The sequence below is a fragment of the Thiobaca trueperi genome (assembly GCF_004342175.1).
GTDB lineage: Bacteria > Pseudomonadota > Gammaproteobacteria > Chromatiales > Chromatiaceae > Thiobaca > Thiobaca trueperi.
Window position 1 is genome coordinate 558,140 of the sequence record NZ_SMAO01000002.1, and the last position, 17,331, is coordinate 575,470.

Here is a 17,331-nt window from a genome sequence, read left to right on the forward strand (position 1 = left end):
GGTGTCTAGCGTTTCGGTGCCATGAGCACCGAGGCGATCCCGGCCTGTCCCGACCAGTAGCCGTCGCAGAGTCCGGTGGGCGCCCAGCCGGCGAGTTGTGCCGTGCCCGCAGCAGGATCGAGATCACCGGTCAGACAGTCGGCGAAGACCCTGACGATATCGGCGGTGTGCTGCGACTGCGGACTGATCCGCAACAGATCAACGCCGAGCCGGGAGACCTCATCAAGCGCGGACAGCAGATTGTGGGTGCTGGCAGACTGGGTCTGAATGCCGTTGAGCGCCAGGAAGGAGACGTTGTCCTGGGTGGAGATGACCAGACCATCCGGGTAATCGCCGCAGCAGAACTGGCAGTCGTCTTTGCCCAGATTGCGGTTATAGGCGGTGAAACAGCGTGCCGAGTAAGCGAGCGGCAGACGCCCGAAGGCGAACAGCTCGCATTCGACCCCATCCGGGCGCGACTGGATCAGCGCGGTGGCGGTCTCGCGGCCCAGTTCGACCGGCAGCACCCAGCGTTTGAGTCCGCGTTTGGCAAGAAATGACAGGGTGCGCTGGTTGTAGAGATTGATCGAGTGCCCGGCGACGAAGGGACGGCCTTCGAGAAAATCGAGCGCGGCGAGGTCGCCGGCCTCGATCAGGAAACGCTGGTCGTCGCAGATGCGTTTGAGGGTTTTGAGTTCGCCATCCGACTCGATCAGGGCGAGGGTGGAGATGACCGCCTGCTTGCCGGCAGCGGTGATGCGCTCGGCGATCTCCCAGTAATCCTCGGGGCGGAGCTGGCGACGTTTGGAGCAGATGGTCTCGCCCAGATAGATGACATCCACCGGGGTGTCGAGCATCTCGGCATAGAAATCGAGTACCTGCTCGCGCGGCCAGAGATAGAGGAGTGGACCGAGCGAGAGACGGGGGCGATGGGTTGAGTTGTTCAAGACTGGCATGAGGAGAAGATTCGGAGGTTGAAGAACATGAATGCCATGATACCGGCGACTCGAATGCACTGACGCCCTGAATAGACAGGATTAACAGGATTTCTCAAGATTGGCAGAATTGAATTCAAGGTGATTTCCGGGAAAGTGCGTACCCGTGATCAAGTCTTTTTGACAGGATTAACAGGATTTTTAACTCGCTGTCTTAAATCCTGTTAATCCTGTCTAAGTTCCGGGTGTCTCAGATCAGTGCCAGGTGCGTTCGTAGGGGCCGATGGTGGTTTGCGCACCCTCGGAGACCTGGGCCAGCACCTGATGCCAGCTCTCTTTGGCGCGGAAACCCTGCGGGTTGCGCTGGCAGGTGTCGATGGCCTCGCGCCAGACCCTGGCGATCTGCGAGACATAGCGGGTGCTGCGCTGGCGCCCCTCGATCTTGATGGCGCTGACCCCGGCGGCGAGGATGTCGGGCAGGATGTCGAGCGTGTTGAGGCTGGTCGGTTCTTCGATGGCGTGACGCAGCTCGCCAGCGACCTGATAGCGCCCTTTGCAGAGGGTCGGATAGCCGGCGGCCTCGGCATGCGAGCGGCGCTCAATGAGGATGCCGCCGAGCCGGGTCTCCTGACCGAGCGGGGTGTCGCGCCATTCGACATGCGCGGCCGGGGAGCAGGCGCCATAGGTGTTGGGCGACTGGCCGGTGGCATAGGACGACAGCAGGCAGCGTCCCTCGACCATGACGCACAGGCTGCCGAAGCCGAAGATTTCGACCGGGACGCTGGTTTCGCGGATCAGATGCGCGACCTGGGCCAGCGAGAGCACGCGCGGCACCACGACCCGCTTGATGCCAAAATGGCGCTGCATGAAGTTGATCGCCGCCGGATTGGTCGCCGAACCCTGGACCGAGAGATGCAGATTGACGTTTGGATAGCGCTCGGCGGCATAGTCGAGCACGCCCATGTCGGCGAGGATGATGGCATCCACCCCCAGATCGACCGCGCGATCAACGGCGGCGGTCCAGCGTTCCCAGCCATTCGGTTGGGCATAGGTGTTGATGGCGACGAAGACCTTGACCTTGCGGTCATGGGCATAGGCCAGACCCTCGCGGATCTGTTTATCGCCAAAGTTCAGGCCGGCGAAATGACGCGCGTTGGTGTCGTCGCGGAAGCCGAGATACACGGCGTTGGCGCCATGATCGACGGCGGCCTTGAGCATCGGCAGATTGCCGGCGGGACAGACGAGTTCCATGGTGGATGGTCTCCAGCGGAGCGGGTCAGGCGGTGCTGACGAGTTTCTGATGAGTTGGCGAATCGACCCGGTCGCCTTGGCGGCTGTCGCGGCGGTGCAGCTCGGCTTCGATCGCGTTGAGGACCGCCCATTTGCGGCTGCACCAGTCGGGTGCCAGCAGGATGTCGCGGGAGGCGGTCCCGGTGAGACGATGATACGTCACCGCCGGGGGGGTGCGCTCGATCAGATCGGCGCAGATGCTCACATAGTCGTCGAGCGTCAGCGGCTGGTAGTCGCCGCGCTGCCAGTCGATGGCCAGACGGGTGTGACGCACGATATGCAGCGGATGCAGCTTCAGACCCTCGGTTCCCAGCTCCAGCACCCGTTCCAGACTGGTCAGGGCCGATGCGCGACCCTCGCCGGGCAGACCGATGATGAGATGGGTGCAGACCGGGATCCCGCGCCGATGGGCGGCGGTCACGGCGGCGCGATAATCGGCGAAGTCATGACCCCGGTTAACCCGCTCCAGGGTGCGATCATCGGCGGATTGCAGTCCCAGTTCCAGCCAGATTTCCTTGCCACGCGCCCGATAGCCGGCGAGCAGATCCAGCACCGCCTCCGGCACGCAGTCCGGGCGGGTGCCGATCGAGAGTCCGATCACGTCGGGATGGGTCAGCGCACTGTCATACCGCTCGCGCAGGACCGCAATCTCATCATAGGTGTTGGTATAGGTCTGGAAATAGGCCATGAAGCGCCGTGCGCCGGTGCGTTTGGCGAGCACGCGGCGCCCCGCCTCCAGTTGTGGATCGATCTGCGGCGGGCGCTGGGCGTTGGGGCTGAAAGAGACATTGTTGCAGAAGGTGCAGCCGCCCTGTCCCTTGCTACCGTCGCGGTTGGGACAGGTGAAGCCGGCATTGAGCGCGAGCTTGTGTACCCGCTGGCCGTAACGCTTCAGCAGGTACTGACCAAAGGTGTTGACGCGATCACTGAGGATCCGATGTTGAGCGGGGGAGGGCATCAGGGCGAAGTTAACCGGGCTGTCCGCATTACCGTTTGATCCAGATCAAGCAGATGTTCATTTGAACCGGGAGTTGGCGCCGTCCCGCCGTCGATGAGTTGCCGCACGCGCGCCAGCATGATTTCGACCGCCACCTCGGCGATGGGTGTCAGGCAATAACTGGCGTAATCGAAGGACGCCCCGCCAGCCGAGATCAGATAGCTCTCGGGCGCCTGTCCGTAAAGCGTCTCGCACCAGGCCAGCAGCTCACGCGGATCCAGGAAATGGGCCATGGTCGAGACGGCGTGCGCATCAGGCGCGAGCCGCTGACAGCGCACCTCGCCGGGCTCGGCATCGATCGCTGCGTCCAGAAAGATGACCCGATCCTGGTCCGCCAGATCGGCGACCAGTTCGGCGGTCAAAATATGGCGCGAGATGACCGTGATGCCCGCAGGGACGCCTTCCCGTTCCAGACGATCCGCCACCAGCGGACCAATGGCGTCGTCGCCCCGGATCGGGCTGCCGTAGCCAATGATGAGTGCCTTCACCCTGTCTCAGCCCCGGCTCAGGGTATCGACGACCTGACCGGCGGCGTCCTTGAGTTCGATCCGCAGCGGCATCTGACCGAAGGCGTGCGAGGCGCAGGACAGACAGGGATCGAAACAGCGGATGACGGCCTCGACCCGGTTGAGCATGCCTTCCTGAAGCTGGTTGCCATCGACATAGGCGTCCGCGACCTGCCGGATGGCCTGATTCATGGCCAGATTGTTGTGCCCGGTGGCGATGACGAGATTGACCCAGGTGATGAGTCCGTCGTCGTCGATGCGATAGTGATGGATGAGCGTGCCGCGTGGCGCCTCGGAAACGCCGATACCCTCGTCGCGGTTGCTGCGTGCCCGCGCCCGCACCCGATGATCCAGGATTGCCGGATCCTTGAGCAGACGCTCCATCATCTCCAGCGCGTAGATGATCTCGACCAGTCGCGCATAGTGATAATGGAAGCTGCTGGCGATGGGGCCGGATTCCTGGAGCATATGGAACTCGGCGAGCGCGACATCGGCATAGGGCGTGCCGCAGGACTGGGCGTTGTTGAGTCGCGCCAGGGGGCCGACCCGATAGATCCCTTTGGGATAGCCCTGTGGCTTGTAATAGGGGAACTTCATGTAGCTGAAGTCCTCGACCGCCTCGCCAATGATGCGCTCGTAATCCTCGGGCGGCACCATGTCTTCGACGATGCGGCCCTGAGCATCCTTGATGCGCAGGAGGCCGTCATAGTGTTCCAGGTTGCCCTGTGGCGTGACCAGACTCAGGAACATGGTCGGGAGCGTGCCGAAGTGACTGGCCTCGTCCTTGAATTTGGGCACCAGGGTCTTGAAGAAATCATAGGTGCGCCGCGCGATCTCCAGCCCCTCCGGGAGCTGCCTGAGCATGGCCTCGCGCTTCTCCGGGGTCAGCGGATCGGCGACGCCGCCGGGGACGACCCAGGTGGGATGGATCTTCTTGCCGCCGAGCGTTTCGATGATGCTCTGGCCGATCTGACGCAGCCGGATGCCATCCTTCGCCAGATCGGGATACTGACGCATCACGCCGAAGATGTTGCGCGAGACCGGATCCGAATCCCAGCCCAACAGCAGATCGGGCGAGGACAGATGGAAAAAGGACAGCGCATGCGATTGCACCATTTGCGCCAGATTCATGATCCGCCGCAGCTTCTCGCCGGTCGGCGGGATGCTGACCGAGAGCAGATGATCGCACGCCTTGTTGGAGGCGATGATGTGGCTGACCGGGCAGATGCCGCAGGTGCGTGCGGTGAGTGCCGGCATCTCGCGGTAGGGGCGGCCCTCGCAGAATTTCTCGAAGCCCCGGAACTGGGTGAGATGGAAGCGCGCATCCTCGACCTCGCCCCCGCCGCCGAGCTGGAGCGTGATACGGGCGTGGCCTTCAATGCGGGTGACTGGCTCGATGGTGACGGTGCGGCTCATGGATTCAGTCCCCTATGGATGCCGGTGGCGGAGCGTGCCGTTCTTCATTGGCCAGTGCCTTGGTCGTGATCTCGTGATAGAGGTGGATGATGGTGCCGATAATCTCATTCAGCTCGGGATGCTGCACCCATTTGGGTTGCAGGGTCTTGGCATCCTCAAAGACCTCTTGAAGAAATTGGATATCGAAACTGTCGAGTCGCTCGCCCTGATCAACTTTCGCCTTGATGTCGAGCGCACGCGGCAGGCGCTGAGTGCGCATCCGATCCAGCAGGACCACGATCGTGCCGGCCTCGCTATTCAAGTCGTTCATCTTTGTACGACCTCCGTGGTGAAGATGCGGAATGAATTCATGCCCCGAAGCGCGTCACCGAGCTTGGATCGGGCACGCGCCCTTCGATCAGCTCGTTCAGGACGTGCCAGATGGCGTCCGCGCTGGGCGGGCAGCCGGGGATGAAGACATCGACTCTGACCTCGCCGTGAATGGGCTTGACTGTCTTGAGCAGGGCCGGCACCTCGCGGTTTGGGATCTGCGGCTGGAGTGTGACGTTTTCACGATAGGCGCGATCCATGACGTCACTGAGCTTGAACTGGTTGCGCATGGCCGGGACGTTGCCGTTGACCGCGCAGTCGCCCAGGCTGATGAGCAGTTTGCAGTGCTGACGAAACGCCTTCGCCTTTTCCAGGTCGTCATCGGAACTGATGGAGCCTTCCAGGATGCCGACATCGACCTGTTCCGGCAGTTCCTTGGCATCGACCAGCGGGCTGTAGACGATGTCGATCTTCTGCGCCAGTTCGATCAGGCGCTCGTCCATGTCGAGAAACGACATGTGACAGCCGGAACAACCGTCCAGCCAGGTGGTGGCGACTGTGATCTTGTTGGTGGTGCTCATTGTGCGTGTCTCCGTCGCGCCAGAATCGGCAGAAAGTGCTGGTCCTTGACCATTTCACCCGCCGAGGTGCCCTGTTTGACCAAGGCGCCGGTGGGACAGACCTGCACGCATTTGCCGCAGCTCGTACAGGTGTCGCTGTCGCCCCAGGGGGCGGCCAGATCGGTGATGATCTGGCAGTCACTGCCACGACCCATGACATCCTTGGTGTGCGCGCCCTCGATTTCGTCACAGACGCGCACGCAGCGGGTGCAGAGGATGCAGCGGTTGTGATCCATCCGGAACATCTCGTGCGAGCTGTCCACTGGATAGGCGGCCTGCCGGTAGGGGACGCTGACATGATCGACGCCGCATTTCTGGGCGTGCCATTGCAGCTCGCAATGACCGTTGGAGACGCACACCGAGCAGACATGATTGCGCTCGGCAAACAGGAGTTCGATGATGACGCGCCGGTAACGCTGGAGTTTTTCGGTATTGGTCTGGATGCGCATGCCTTCGGCGACACGGGTCGAACAGGCGGCGAAGAGCCGGCCCTGTCCCTCCAGTTCGACGACGCAGAGCCGGCAGCCGCCCCAGATCGAGAGTCCGTCCAGGTAACAGAGACTCGGAATCGGAATCTGGTTTTCGCGGCAGACCTCGATGATGGTCTCGTCCTCGCGGGCGGACAGATCGCGGCCGTCGATCGTGAGCGTCACGACACGGACGTTCGGTGTGGTGGCGGGTAGTGCCATGGAGCCTCCAGGTGATCGTCGGACGCAGTTCAGGTCCAGTCATTGGGGTCGATCGGTTAGTACAGCGCCTTAAGAAATCCCGAGGCTGATCGTTGTCGTTGTCGAAGATTCGCAAACCGACGACGATTACGACAACGACAACGATCAGTGACGGTCTCGGAACATCTGCACTGCTGCATCAGGTCGATGGAAAAGCAAGTCGGCCTCGATCCCGATAACGCAATCGATTTGGCCGACGGTTAAATCGGGGCATTCGGGAATCGCCTGCGTGAGCTTGACGATCATCTGCCCGCCAGTTTTTCCTCATACTCATCGCGAAAATAGCGCAGGGTGCTCAGGACCGGATTGGGCGCCGATTGCCCGAGTCCGCAGAGACTGGTGGCCTGAACCACCTCGCAGAGCTCCTCCAGCAGCACCAGATCTTTGGGGGTGCCCCTGGACTTGGCAATGCGGTCGAGCAGCTCGTGCATCTGCCAGGTGCCGGTGCGGCAGGGTGTGCACTTGCCGCATGACTCGGTCATGCAGAATTCCATGAAATAGCGCGCCACATCGACCATGTCGCAGGTCTCGTCCATCACGATCATGCCGCCGGAACCCATCATGGTGCCGAGCGTCTTCAGGCTGTCGTAATCCACGCCGATGTCGAGATGTTGAGCGGGAATGCAGCCGCCCGAGGGACCGCCGGTCTGGACCGCCTTGAAGGCCTTGCCGCCGGGACAGCCGCCGCCGATCTCTTCGATGATCTCGCGCAGGGTGATGCCCATCGGCACTTCGATCAGGCCGATATGGCTGATCGATCCGGCGAGTGCGAAGACCTTGGTGCCCTTGGATTTCTCGGTGCCGATGCCGGCGAACCACTCACCGCCGTTGGTGATGATGGGTGCGATGTTGGCGAAGGTCTCGACGTTGTTGATCAGGGTCGGGCAGCCCCAGAGACCGGATTCGGCGGGGTAGGGCGGTCGCGGTCGCGGCTGGCCGCGCAGACCCTCAATGGAGGCCATGAGCGCGGTTTCCTCGCCGCAGACAAAGGCACCGGCACCGAGACGGATCTCGACCTCGAAGCTGAATTGGGTGTCGGCGATCTTGTTGCCGATGAAGCCTGCCCGTTTCGCTTTCTTGATGGCGGTGGTGAGTCGCTCGACGGCCAGCGGATATTCAGCGCGGACATAGACATAACCCTTGCTGGCGCCGACCGCATAAGCGGCGATCGCCATGCCTTCGAGCACCCGGTGGGGATCGGATTCGAGTACCGCGCGATCCATGAAGGCGCCCGGATCACCTTCGTCACCGTTGCAGATGACATATTTCTGTCCCGGCGGCATCTTGGCGATGGTCGACCACTTGAGCCCGGTCGGATACCCGCCGCCCCCGCGACCGCGCAGCCCGCTGGTCGTCATCTCGCGCAGCACATCGGCGGGGGTCATCTCGGTCAGCGCCTTGATCAGACCGGCATAGCCGCCGACGGCGACATAGCCCTTGAAGCTGTCGGGGTCGATGATTCCGGAATGCTCGCGCACGATGCGCATCTGACGGGTGAAAAAGGGCTGGTCAGTCGGGCAGTGCAGACGTTCGACCAGAGGACCGCCGACGCTGGCCAGCACCTCTGCGGCATCCTCGGGTTTGACTTCGCGATAGAGTACAGATTCGGGAATGCCGCCATCCTTGGGGGCCACCGCGACCATGGGGCCGGCGGAACAGAGCCCCATGCAACCAACCCCTTTGACCTTGCAGCAGTCATCGGTGTTGGCCTGGGTCAGTGCCTCCAGGACCGGGAGCGAGCCGGTGGACTGGCAGGCGGCGGCGACACAGACCCGCACCTCGTGGGTGATGCCGGCATCGAGGGCGCGGTACTGCTCGGCGAGTTCGGCGAGATCGTCCAGATGCATGTCAGTTCAGCTCCTCAAGCCTGGTCATCAGGGTCTCGGCGGTGAGCTTGCCGTGCAGCTCGCCGTCCACCACGACCGCCGGGGCGAGCCCGCAGGCGCCGACACAGCGTGCGGCAAGCACCGACAGGCGATCATCTTCGGTCGTGCCACCCGGCTGCACCCCGAAGCGCGCGTTGATTGTATCCACCAGATCACCTGCGCCTTTGATATAACAGGCCGTGCCGGTACACACCACGCAGGTGTGGCGCCCTTTCGGCTTGAGCATGAAGATGTGGTAGAAGGTCGCGACGCCATAGACCTTGCTCAAGGGCAGATCGAGCGAGCCGGCGACGAAGCGCAGCGAGATCTCGTCAAGAAAGCCGAAGGCGTCCTGAATGCTGTGCAGAGCCTCAATCAGTGCATGACCCGCATAACCGTTGCGGCGCATGGTGGCATTGACGAGCTTCCAGCGTTTGTCCTCACTGGGCAATGGCGGTTTGGCTTGCGGCAGGGTCATGGCGACTCCTTGAGCTTGCTGAGGGTCTCGAAACGCGGAGTCGGCACGATGATCCGGCCAGTTGAAACCCGCATCGGGGCTGGCCGATCCGCATCTGCCGACAGCGGACATAATGGCGCAAGTGTATAACAGATTCAGGCCGCTCTGGCGTCTGTTCGCAGGCCGCTTTCCTTTCGGCTTCACTCGCGCCCCGGCTATACTCGGCGCTGCGATCAGCCACCCATCATCAGATTTGAATCGAGACTATGGACGACACCACTCCAGACGTAACAACCCCTGTCCGCAAACGCCCGCGTGGCATCTATCTGCTGCCGAACCTGTTCACGACCGCCGCCCTGTTTGCGGGCTTTTATGCCGTGCTTGCTGCCACTCAGGGGCGTTTCGAGGCCGCTGCGCTGGCGATCTTCGCCGCCATGCTGCTCGACGGTTTCGACGGACGCATCGCGCGGATCACCCAGACCCAGACCGATTTCGGCGCCCAATATGACAGTCTGTCGGACATGGTCGCTTTCGGCGTGGCGCCAGCGCTGGTCGCCTATCACTGGGCGCTCGGCGGGCTGGGCAAGGTTGGCTGGTTTGCGGCCTTTGTCTATACCGCCGCCGCCGCGTTGCGTCTGGCCCGCTTCAATACGCAGGTGGGGATTGCCGACAAGCGGTATTTTCAGGGACTGGCCAGTCCCGCTGCTGCTGCCATCATCGCCAGCGGTATCTGGGTTGCTCACGACCTGGGCATCAATGGCGCCAGCGTGTCCTGGCTGGCGATGTTCCTGACCGCTGGCGCGGGGCTGCTGATGGTGAGCAATTTTCGCTATCAGAGTTTCAAGCAGCTCAATTTACAGGGACGGGTGCCCTTTCTGCTGGCGGTGGGGGTGATGCTGGGGGTGTCGGTGATCTTCATCTACCCCCCTCTGGTGCTCTTTCTGCTCGCGCTGACTTACGCGATTTCAGGGCCGGCCTGGACCCTGGTTCAGCTCAGACAGAACCGGGCCCGGCGGCGGCGGGAGTCGGTTTAGCTCGACGATTTCTGGCGATAGACGCGGATGGTGTCGCCCACATTCACCTGATTGCTGGCGATCTTGTTCCAGCGTTTGATCTCGTCGATGGTGACGCCATAGCGGCGGGCGATCGCGGTGATGGAATCGCCTTTTTTCACCTGATGGGTCACGAGCGCGGGGGCTTCTTTCTTCGCCGTCCTGGCGGTCTTGGTCGTGCTGGCTGCTTTATCAGCGATCTTGTCGGCGTCAAGACGCAGGGTCTGGCCGGGCAGCAGCGGTTCGTTGAGCGACAGACCATTCCAACCCGCCAGGGTTTTGACATCGACTCCATAGCGACGCGCGATGGCGGTCATGTGCTCGCCGGACTTGACTTGATGGACTTTGCTGGCGGCGACCGTGGGCTGGCGACTCTTGCTGCTTGCGACTTTGTCCTGCCTGGGCGTCTTGCCAGCCGTTGCCTCCGTCCGCGCGGGCCGGCTGCTCGCGACGCTTTCCGCTATGGTTTTGGTGGCGGCCACCTCCCGGCTGACCACTTTGCCTGTCGCAGGTCTGGCCAGATCCAGTGCGACGGACGGCGTCCGCTGCTGGACGCGAACGGCCAGCCGTGACGATTCCGCTGGCAGCATCGGACGATCCGCAATAGGGATCAGGCGTTGTCCATATTTGCCCGAATCGGCGACCAGTCGGGCGGTGGCGAGGATCTGGGGGACGTACTGGCGGGTTTCGTTGGGCAGGTCGAGCGACCAGAAATCAGTGGGTCTGCCGGCGAGGATGTTGGCCTCCTGGGCCGCTTCGACACGCGCCGGGCCGCAGTTGTAAGCGGCCATGGTCAGCTCCCAGTCGCCATTGAAGCGCTGATTGATCTGCGCCAGATAGTCCAGTGCGGCGCGCGTGGAGGCCACGACATCACGACGTTCGTCATACTCGCCGTCCAGCCGCAGCCCCATTTCGCGGGCGGTGTAAGGCATGAACTGCCACATGCCGCCGGCTGCCTTGGGTGAGGTCGCGTTCGGGTTGTAGCGGCTCTCGACATGCGGGAGCAGGGCCAGCTCCATGGGGAAGCCGCGCTTTTCGATCTCGGCGACGATGGTTGGCAGATAGGGTGACGCTTGCTGTGACAGTCTTTCGAGATACCGGGGGTCGCGCCGGAATCGCTCCAGGGTGCCATCGATGCGTGCATGGGCGTGCAGATCCAGTTTCATGCCCGTGCGGACCCGGCCCCAGACATCGCCACCCGCACTGCGGTTGACCGAGCGTCCGGCGATGCGACCCTCCCGTGCTGGTCTGACATAGCCGTATTCACGCGCCGAGACGATGCCGGAGTAGTCGTCCTGGCTGGCGTCGTCCATCATGGCGACATCGCCGCGATTGGCGCAACCGGGAAGCAGAGAGAGGGCGAGCAGGGATAAGGTTGAGACCGTCAGCGCGCGTGCGGCGCGCCCTAAGTGGATGACACCAGACATGAAACCCCCGGTAAAATTTCTTAACTTGTTGTTTAATTAAATTATTATGATTTGTGATGCGACATCATACGCAAAGGATCGTCTCAATTCCAGGTTTAAACCACGGTGATCGCCGCATCCCCGGCACGACAGCGTCGGCGATCATGAGTACCATGTGCGCCTCAACCGAGGCGTCCGCATGACTCTTTTCGACATTCAGAATCCCCCGCTCGCGCGGCTCCAGGACTGGTATCGCTCTCCGCTCGGGCAGGAGGTGGCGCGGGTCGAATGCGCCAGTGTCCAGCGTCTGATTGCCAATACATTCGGTTATTACCTGGTCCAGATCGGCGTGATCGAGACCTTTCAGGACGCCCTGGCCTCCAGTCGGATCCGGCATCGCGTCCTGATTGCCAGCGAGTCGAGTGCCGCTCAGCGCTGGCCGCAGATTCTGTCCCGGACGGATCAGTTGCCGCTTGCCGCCGATAGTGTCGATGCCATCCTGCTGCCGCATACCCTGGATTTCGTCGCGAATCCGCAGGCCGTTCTGAGCGAGGTCGAGCGTGTCCTGATTCCCGAAGGGCGTGTCGTTATCCTCGGATTCAATGCACTGAGCGCCTGGGGTGCGCGGGGTCTGATGGGACGCGCCAGGGGACGGGCGCCCTGGTGCGGTCGCTTTCGGACGGCCGCACAGGCCGGAAAGTGGCTGTCGGTTCTTGGTTTCGATATTGAGGTATGTGAGCACATGCTGTATCGCCCGCCATTCCGCCACGCGCAGGGTGCAGGGTGCGAGCCGTTCGAGTCATGGGGGCCGCGTTTTCTGCCCCGGCTGGGCGGTGTCTATGCCATTCGCGCAGTCAAGCGGGTCGCCACCCTGACGCCGCTCAAGCCGTCCTGGTTCGGACGGCGGCGCGCTATCCTGACGGGCGGCGCCATGCGGCCCACACGGCGGGGAACCGGTCATGTCTGAGTGCGTTCAGGCCTATACCGATGGTGCCTGCAAGGGCAATCCGGGGCCGGGCGGCTGGGGCGTGCTGCTGCGCTGGGGCGAGGTGGAGAAGGAACTCTTTGGGGGCGAACGCGAGACCACCAACAACCGCATGGAGCTGATGGCAGTGATCGTCGCCCTGGAGACCCTGAAACGCCCGACCCGGATCCAGATCACCACCGACTCGCAGTATGTCAAGAACGGTGTCATGTCCTGGATGAAGAAATGGAAGCTCAATGGCTGGCGAACCGCCAACCGTCAGCCGGTCAAGAACCGCGATCTGTGGGAGCGGCTCGATGCCGCGCTCGTCGGCCATGATGTGGGCTGGCGCTGGGTTAAGGGACATGCCGGGCACGCCGAGAACGAGCGCGCCGACCGTCTGGCCAATCGAGGTGTGCCTTAATGCGTCAGATCGTCCTGGATACCGAAACCACGGGTCTCGATCCCCTGGAGGGGCATCGGATCATTGAGATCGGCTGTGTCGAGCTGATCGACCGTCGGCTCACGCGCCATAACTTTCATCAGTACATCCAGCCGGAGCGCGAGATCGATGCCGGTGCGGCGGCGGTGCATGGCATCACCAACACCTTTCTTGCCGACAAGCCACGCTTTGCCGAAGTCGCGGATGCCTTTCTGCGCTATATCGAGGGCGCCGAGCTCATCATCCACAATGCGCCATTCGATCTGGGCTTTCTCGACCATGAATTCGGGCGCTGGCGTCCGGGCATGCCCAAAATCATCGATCTGTGCGAGGTGACGGATACGCTCGTGATGGCGCGCCGGCTCCATCCCGGCCAGCGCAACGGTCTGGATGCGCTCTGCAAACGCTACACCGTCGATAACTCGCATCGGGATCTGCACGGCGCACTGCTTGATGCCGAGATCCTGGCCGATGTCTATCTCGCCATGACCGGGGGTCAGGTTGCGCTGCATCTGGGCGGCGATTCGTCAGCGGACGGCGGACGCGACCAGCGCACACAGCATCGCGGTCGCATCGATCCTGATCGCCCCCGTCTGCGCATCGTCCAGGCCGACGAGGCGGCCTGCGTCGCACATGCCGCTCGGCTCGCGGCCATTCAGGCGGCAAGCGGAGAGGGGTGTCTCTGGTTGCGGGAGTAGGGGCGAATTCATTCGCCCCGGCAGTTGGCAGAAAATTTTGTTACCCCGTTTCGCCGTGTCAATCTGAAATCTGGCGGCTGGCGGCTGGCGGCTGGCGGCTGGCGGCTGAAACTACTGTTGCTGCTGGCGCCGATTCTGCCCGGTGCTGCCAATGAGTGCTTCCAGTGCGGGCAGGTTGAGCAACTGGATGTGCTTGCGATCCACGCACATCAGGCCATCTTCCTGAAAGCGGGTGAAGATGCGGCTGACGGTCTCGACCGCCAGACCCAGATAGTTGCCGATCTCGTGGCGGGACATGCTGAGATAAAAATCGGACGCCGAGAGCCCGCGCTTCTGCAGACGTTGCGAGAGACTCAGCAGAAAGACGGCCAGTCGCTCTTCGGCGCTCTTTTTGCCCAGCAGCAACAGCATCTCGGTATCGTGGCCGATCTCCTTGCTGAGCAGGCGGAACATCTGGTGTTGCAGGCTGGGAATGGTCGCGGTGAGTTCGGCGAGTCGGGCGAAGGGGATTTCGCAGATCGCAGAGGTTTCCAGCACCTTGGCCGAGCAGACATGCAGCTCCTTGTCAATGGCGTCCAGACCGATGATCTCGCCCGGCAGATGAAAACCCAGCACCTGTTCGCCGCCTTCGGGGCAGGGCGCGAAGCTTTTGAGGGCGCCGGTCTTGACGACATACAGCGAACGGAACCGGTCGCCGGCACGAAACAGGAAATCATTGCGGTGCAACGGACGCGCGTGCCTGACGATGTCGTCAAGACGTTCCGTGTCCTCTGGAGACAGACCCATCGGCAGGCATAACGACGAGAGCGAACAGTTTTTGCAGGCGACCCGAAGTGTTTCCAGGGAGATCACTTTATGCTGGCTCAAGACACCGCTCTCCGGGTTGGAGGCGGCTCGCTGTTTGGCCGCCATTTGATCTGGATCAAGAATAATCGTTTTGTAACCGGATTCATGCCGGATGACAAGGCGGTAAAGATGTGTGCGAATCGTCATCGGCCAGACCGGCGGAGCACTGGGTCGAGTGCGTGAGCGGATTGATGAGTTGCGGCGATTTTGGTAGCTTGCCGGGGCTATCGGGCACCGCCCTCGACCCTCCTGACTGATTTTCTATGACCAAGTTTATTTTTATTACCGGCGGTGTTGTTTCATCGCTGGGCAAAGGCATTGCCTCGGCCTCGCTGGCTGCCCTGCTCGAAGCGCGTGGCCTCAAGGTCACCATGATCAAGCTCGATCCCTATATCAACGTCGATCCGGGCACCATGAGCCCCTTTCAGCATGGTGAGGTCTATGTCACCGACGACGGTGCCGAGACCGACCTGGATCTGGGTCATTACGAGCGTTTTCTGCGCACCCGCATGGGTCGCAACAACAATTTCACCACCGGCCAGATCTACGAGAGCGTGATCCGCCAGGAGCGCCGGGGCGATTATCTGGGCCGCACCGTGCAGGTGATCCCGCACATCACCGACGAGATCAAACAGAGCATCCGGCTCGGGGCCGAGGGCGCCGACATCGCCATGGTCGAGATCGGCGGCACCGTCGGCGACATCGAGTCGCTTCCCTTTCTGGAGGCGATCCGCCAGATGCGGGTGGAGGAGGGTCCGGAAAACTCGCTGTTCATGCATCTCACCCTGGTGCCCTATATCCGTACTGCCGGCGAGATCAAGACCAAGCCGACCCAGCACTCGGTCAAGGAACTGCGCTCAATCGGCATCCAGCCCGACATCCTGCTCTGCCGCGCCGAGAAGCTGCTGCCGGACGAGGAGCGGCGCAAGATCGCGCTCTTCACCAACGTCTCCGAGAAGGCCGTCATCTCGGCCATCGACGCTGACAACATCTACCGCATCCCGCATCTGCTTCACGCCCAGAGCCTTGATGAGCTGGTGGCGCGCCAGTTCCGCCTGGATATTCCCGAGGCCGATCTCAGCGAATGGGATCGTGTGCTGGACGGCTTCGATCATCCGGCGCAGCGGGTGCGCATCGGTATGGTCGGCAAGTACATGAACCTGACCGAGGCCTATAAATCGCTCTCCGAGGCGTTGGCCCACGCGGGGGTTCACACCAAGACGCAGGTCGATATTCTCTATGTGGATTCGGAGGAGATCGAGCAGTCGGGTACGGCCTGTCTCGACGGTCTGGATGCCATTCTGGTGCCAGGTGGCTTCGGTGAGCGGGGAATCGAGGGCAAGATCGCGACTGTCCAGTATGCGCGCGAGAAGCGGGTACCCTATCTCGGAATCTGTCTCGGCATGCAGGTGGCCGTGATCGAATATGCCCGTCACATGGCCGGCCTAGAGGGGGCGCACAGCACCGAATTCGACAGTCAGACCCCGCATCCGGTCATTGCACTCATCACCGAATGGCGCGACGAGCAGGGCCGGGTCGAGACCCGCTCCGAGGGCGACGACCTCGGCGGCTCGATGCGGCTCGGCGGACAGAACTGCCGGCTGGAGCCCGGCAGTCTGGCGCGCGCGGTCTACGGTCAGCCACAGGTGCGCGAACGTCATCGGCATCGTTACGAGTTCAACAATGCGTATCTCGACGCCATGAAGGATGCCGGCATGCGTTTCTCCGGCTGGTCGCTCGACAACCGGCTGGTCGAGATCATCGAGATCCCGGATCACCCCTGGTTCATCGCCTGCCAGTTCCATCCCGAATTCACCTCCACCCCGCGCGACGGTCATCCGCTGTTTGAAGGCTTCGTGCGCGCCGCGCTGGCACAGCATGAACTGACTGGAGACGACCCGGCATGATGCCCCTGGCCGGTTTCGATGTCGGTCTCGACCGGTCACTCTTCCTCATCGCCGGACCCTGTGTCATCGAGAGCGAGACTCTGGCGCAGGAGACGGCCGGCGCCTTGAAGGAGATGACCGAGGCGCTCGGCATCCACTTCATCTACAAGTCTTCGTTCGACAAGGCCAATCGTTCGTCCGGCGCGAGCTTTCGCGGGCCAGGTTTGGAGGAAGGGCTGCGCATCCTGGGGTCGGTGCGCGCAACCATCGGCGTGCCGGTCCTGACCGACGTGCACGAGGACACCCCGCTCGGCGAGGTCGCCGATGTGGTCGATGTGCTCCAGACGCCGGCCTTTCTCTGCCGTCAGACCAATTTCATCCAGTCGGTCGCCAGTCAGGGCAAACCGGTCAACATCAAAAAGGGCCAGTTCCTTGCCCCCTGGGACATGAAGCATGTGGTCGCGAAGGCGCGCGCGACCGGCAATGATCGCATCATGGTCTGTGAGCGCGGCGCCTCATTCGGTTACAACAATCTGGTCTCCGACATGCGCTCGCTCGCGGTCATGCGCGAGACCGGCTGTCCGGTGGTCTTCGATGCCACCCATTCGGTGCAGTTGCCGGGCGGTCAGGGGACATGCTCGGGCGGTCAGCGCGAATTCGTCCCCGTACTGGCGCGTGCAGCCGTTGCGGCTGGCATCGCCGGGCTCTTCATGGAGACCCACCCCGACCCCGACCGCGCCCTGAGCGACGGACCCAATGCCTGGCCCCTGGACCGGATGCGCGATTTGCTCGCGACCCTGATTGAGATCGATCGGGTGGTCAAGGCGGCGGGGTTTGCTGAAGGGTAAGCATGGTGAGGATGCGTCCGCTCGCAGGATCCGCCTCGGTCTTGCGTGCAGACCGGCGTACTGAGCCATTGGCGGTTCGTAAGGCTT

At 62.4% G+C, this 17,331-nt stretch carries 19 protein-coding genes; 6 read left to right on the top strand and 13 right to left on the bottom strand.

Annotated elements, in window-relative coordinates; genetic code table 11:
• Positions 1–5: 5 nt before the first annotated feature.
• The 11 genes from ubiV to EDC35_RS05670 form a co-directional block, all read right to left on the bottom strand.
• The gene (gene ubiV, locus EDC35_RS05625) at positions 6–935 is read right to left on the bottom strand and encodes a ubiquinone anaerobic biosynthesis protein UbiV (RefSeq protein WP_132976236.1); all 930 of its coding nucleotides are present in this window, start codon (positions 933–935) and stop codon (positions 6–8) included.
• 234 nt (positions 936–1,169) lie between these two features.
• Positions 1,170–2,165, bottom strand: coding sequence for a ubiquinone anaerobic biosynthesis protein UbiU (gene ubiU / locus EDC35_RS05630; RefSeq protein WP_132976237.1), 996 nt, complete (start codon positions 2,163–2,165; stop codon positions 1,170–1,172).
• Positions 2,166–2,190: 25 nt separating this feature from the next.
• On the bottom strand, positions 2,191–3,162 hold the full coding sequence (gene mnmL / locus EDC35_RS05635; protein WP_132976238.1) for a tRNA modification radical SAM protein MnmL/YtqA: 972 nt from the start codon (positions 3,160–3,162) through the stop codon (positions 2,191–2,193).
• The gene (locus EDC35_RS05640) at positions 3,162–3,689 is read right to left on the bottom strand and encodes a hydrogenase maturation protease (RefSeq protein ID WP_132976239.1); all 528 of its coding nucleotides are present in this window, start codon (positions 3,687–3,689) and stop codon (positions 3,162–3,164) included. Before EDC35_RS05640 ends, mnmL begins: the two co-directional genes overlap by 1 nt.
• Positions 3,690–3,695: 6 nt before the next feature.
• Complete coding sequence (locus EDC35_RS05645) at positions 3,696–5,123, bottom strand: Ni/Fe hydrogenase subunit alpha (RefSeq protein WP_132976240.1); 1,428 nt, start codon at positions 5,121–5,123, stop codon at positions 3,696–3,698.
• Between the two features lie 4 nt (positions 5,124–5,127).
• Positions 5,128–5,433 (bottom strand): hypothetical protein, encoded by a 306-nt coding sequence (locus EDC35_RS05650; RefSeq protein WP_132976241.1) that lies wholly within the window; start codon positions 5,431–5,433, stop codon positions 5,128–5,130.
• Positions 5,434–5,470: 37 nt separating this feature from the next.
• Positions 5,471–6,013 (bottom strand): NADH-quinone oxidoreductase subunit B family protein, encoded by a 543-nt coding sequence (locus EDC35_RS05655; RefSeq protein WP_132976242.1) that lies wholly within the window; start codon positions 6,011–6,013, stop codon positions 5,471–5,473.
• Positions 6,010–6,741 (bottom strand): bidirectional hydrogenase complex protein HoxU, encoded by a 732-nt coding sequence (hoxU, locus tag EDC35_RS05660; RefSeq protein WP_132976243.1) that lies wholly within the window; start codon positions 6,739–6,741, stop codon positions 6,010–6,012. The genes EDC35_RS05655 and hoxU overlap by 4 nt, the downstream gene beginning before the upstream one ends.
• A 144-nt stretch (positions 6,742–6,885) precedes the next feature.
• Entirely contained in the window at positions 6,886–7,026 is a 141-nt protein-coding gene (locus EDC35_RS18480) for a hypothetical protein (RefSeq protein WP_165903358.1), read from the bottom strand.
• Positions 7,023–8,627, bottom strand: coding sequence for an NADH-quinone oxidoreductase subunit NuoF (gene nuoF, locus EDC35_RS05665; protein WP_132976244.1), 1,605 nt, complete (start codon positions 8,625–8,627; stop codon positions 7,023–7,025). The genes EDC35_RS18480 and nuoF overlap by 4 nt, the downstream gene beginning before the upstream one ends.
• Position 8,628: 1 nt before the next feature.
• Positions 8,629–9,123, bottom strand: coding sequence for an NAD(P)H-dependent oxidoreductase subunit E (locus EDC35_RS05670; RefSeq protein WP_132976245.1), 495 nt, complete (start codon positions 9,121–9,123; stop codon positions 8,629–8,631).
• Positions 9,124–9,368: 245 nt separating this feature from the next.
• Between EDC35_RS05670 and pssA the strand changes: the two genes are divergently transcribed.
• Positions 9,369–10,136 carry a CDP-diacylglycerol--serine O-phosphatidyltransferase gene (pssA, locus tag EDC35_RS05675; protein ID WP_132976246.1) on the top strand — a complete coding sequence of 256 codons (768 nt, stop codon included), beginning with the start codon at positions 9,369–9,371 and terminating at the stop codon, positions 10,134–10,136.
• Here the strand turns inward: pssA and EDC35_RS05680 are convergent.
• Entirely contained in the window at positions 10,133–11,581 is a 1,449-nt protein-coding gene (locus EDC35_RS05680) for a LysM peptidoglycan-binding domain-containing protein (protein ID WP_132976247.1), read from the bottom strand. The genes pssA and EDC35_RS05680 overlap by 4 nt on opposite strands.
• Before the next feature lie 178 nt (positions 11,582–11,759).
• On the opposite strand from EDC35_RS05680, the gene EDC35_RS05685 reads away from it, so the two are divergent.
• From EDC35_RS05685 to dnaQ, 3 genes are read left to right on the top strand one after another with little or no spacing between them, the layout of a single operon-like run.
• A complete protein-coding gene (locus EDC35_RS05685) occupies positions 11,760–12,527 on the top strand; it encodes a class I SAM-dependent methyltransferase (protein ID WP_132976248.1) in 768 nt (255 codons plus the stop codon).
• Positions 12,520–12,948: a ribonuclease HI gene (gene rnhA / locus EDC35_RS05690; RefSeq protein WP_132976249.1), complete on the top strand. Its 429-nt coding sequence runs from the start codon at positions 12,520–12,522 to the stop codon at positions 12,946–12,948. Before EDC35_RS05685 ends, rnhA begins: the two co-directional genes overlap by 8 nt.
• On the top strand, positions 12,948–13,664 hold the full coding sequence (gene dnaQ, locus EDC35_RS05695) for a DNA polymerase III subunit epsilon (protein ID WP_132976250.1): 717 nt from the start codon (positions 12,948–12,950) through the stop codon (positions 13,662–13,664). Before rnhA ends, dnaQ begins: the two co-directional genes overlap by 1 nt.
• A gap of 111 nt (positions 13,665–13,775) precedes the next feature.
• On the opposite strand, the gene fnr is transcribed toward dnaQ, so the two are convergent.
• A complete protein-coding gene (gene fnr, locus EDC35_RS05700; RefSeq protein ID WP_132976251.1) occupies positions 13,776–14,531 on the bottom strand; it encodes a fumarate/nitrate reduction transcriptional regulator Fnr in 756 nt (251 codons plus the stop codon).
• 242 nt (positions 14,532–14,773) lie between these two features.
• Here fnr and EDC35_RS05705 point away from each other — a divergent pair, with 242 nt between their 5' ends.
• Together EDC35_RS05705 and kdsA are read left to right on the top strand one after the other, a co-directional pair.
• On the top strand, positions 14,774–16,417 hold the full coding sequence (locus tag EDC35_RS05705; RefSeq protein ID WP_207896122.1) for a CTP synthase: 1,644 nt from the start codon (positions 14,774–14,776) through the stop codon (positions 16,415–16,417).
• Complete coding sequence (gene kdsA / locus EDC35_RS05710; RefSeq protein ID WP_132976322.1) at positions 16,417–17,244, top strand: 3-deoxy-8-phosphooctulonate synthase; 828 nt, start codon at positions 16,417–16,419, stop codon at positions 17,242–17,244. Before EDC35_RS05705 ends, kdsA begins: the two co-directional genes overlap by 1 nt.
• Positions 17,245–17,331: the final 87 nt, after the last annotated feature.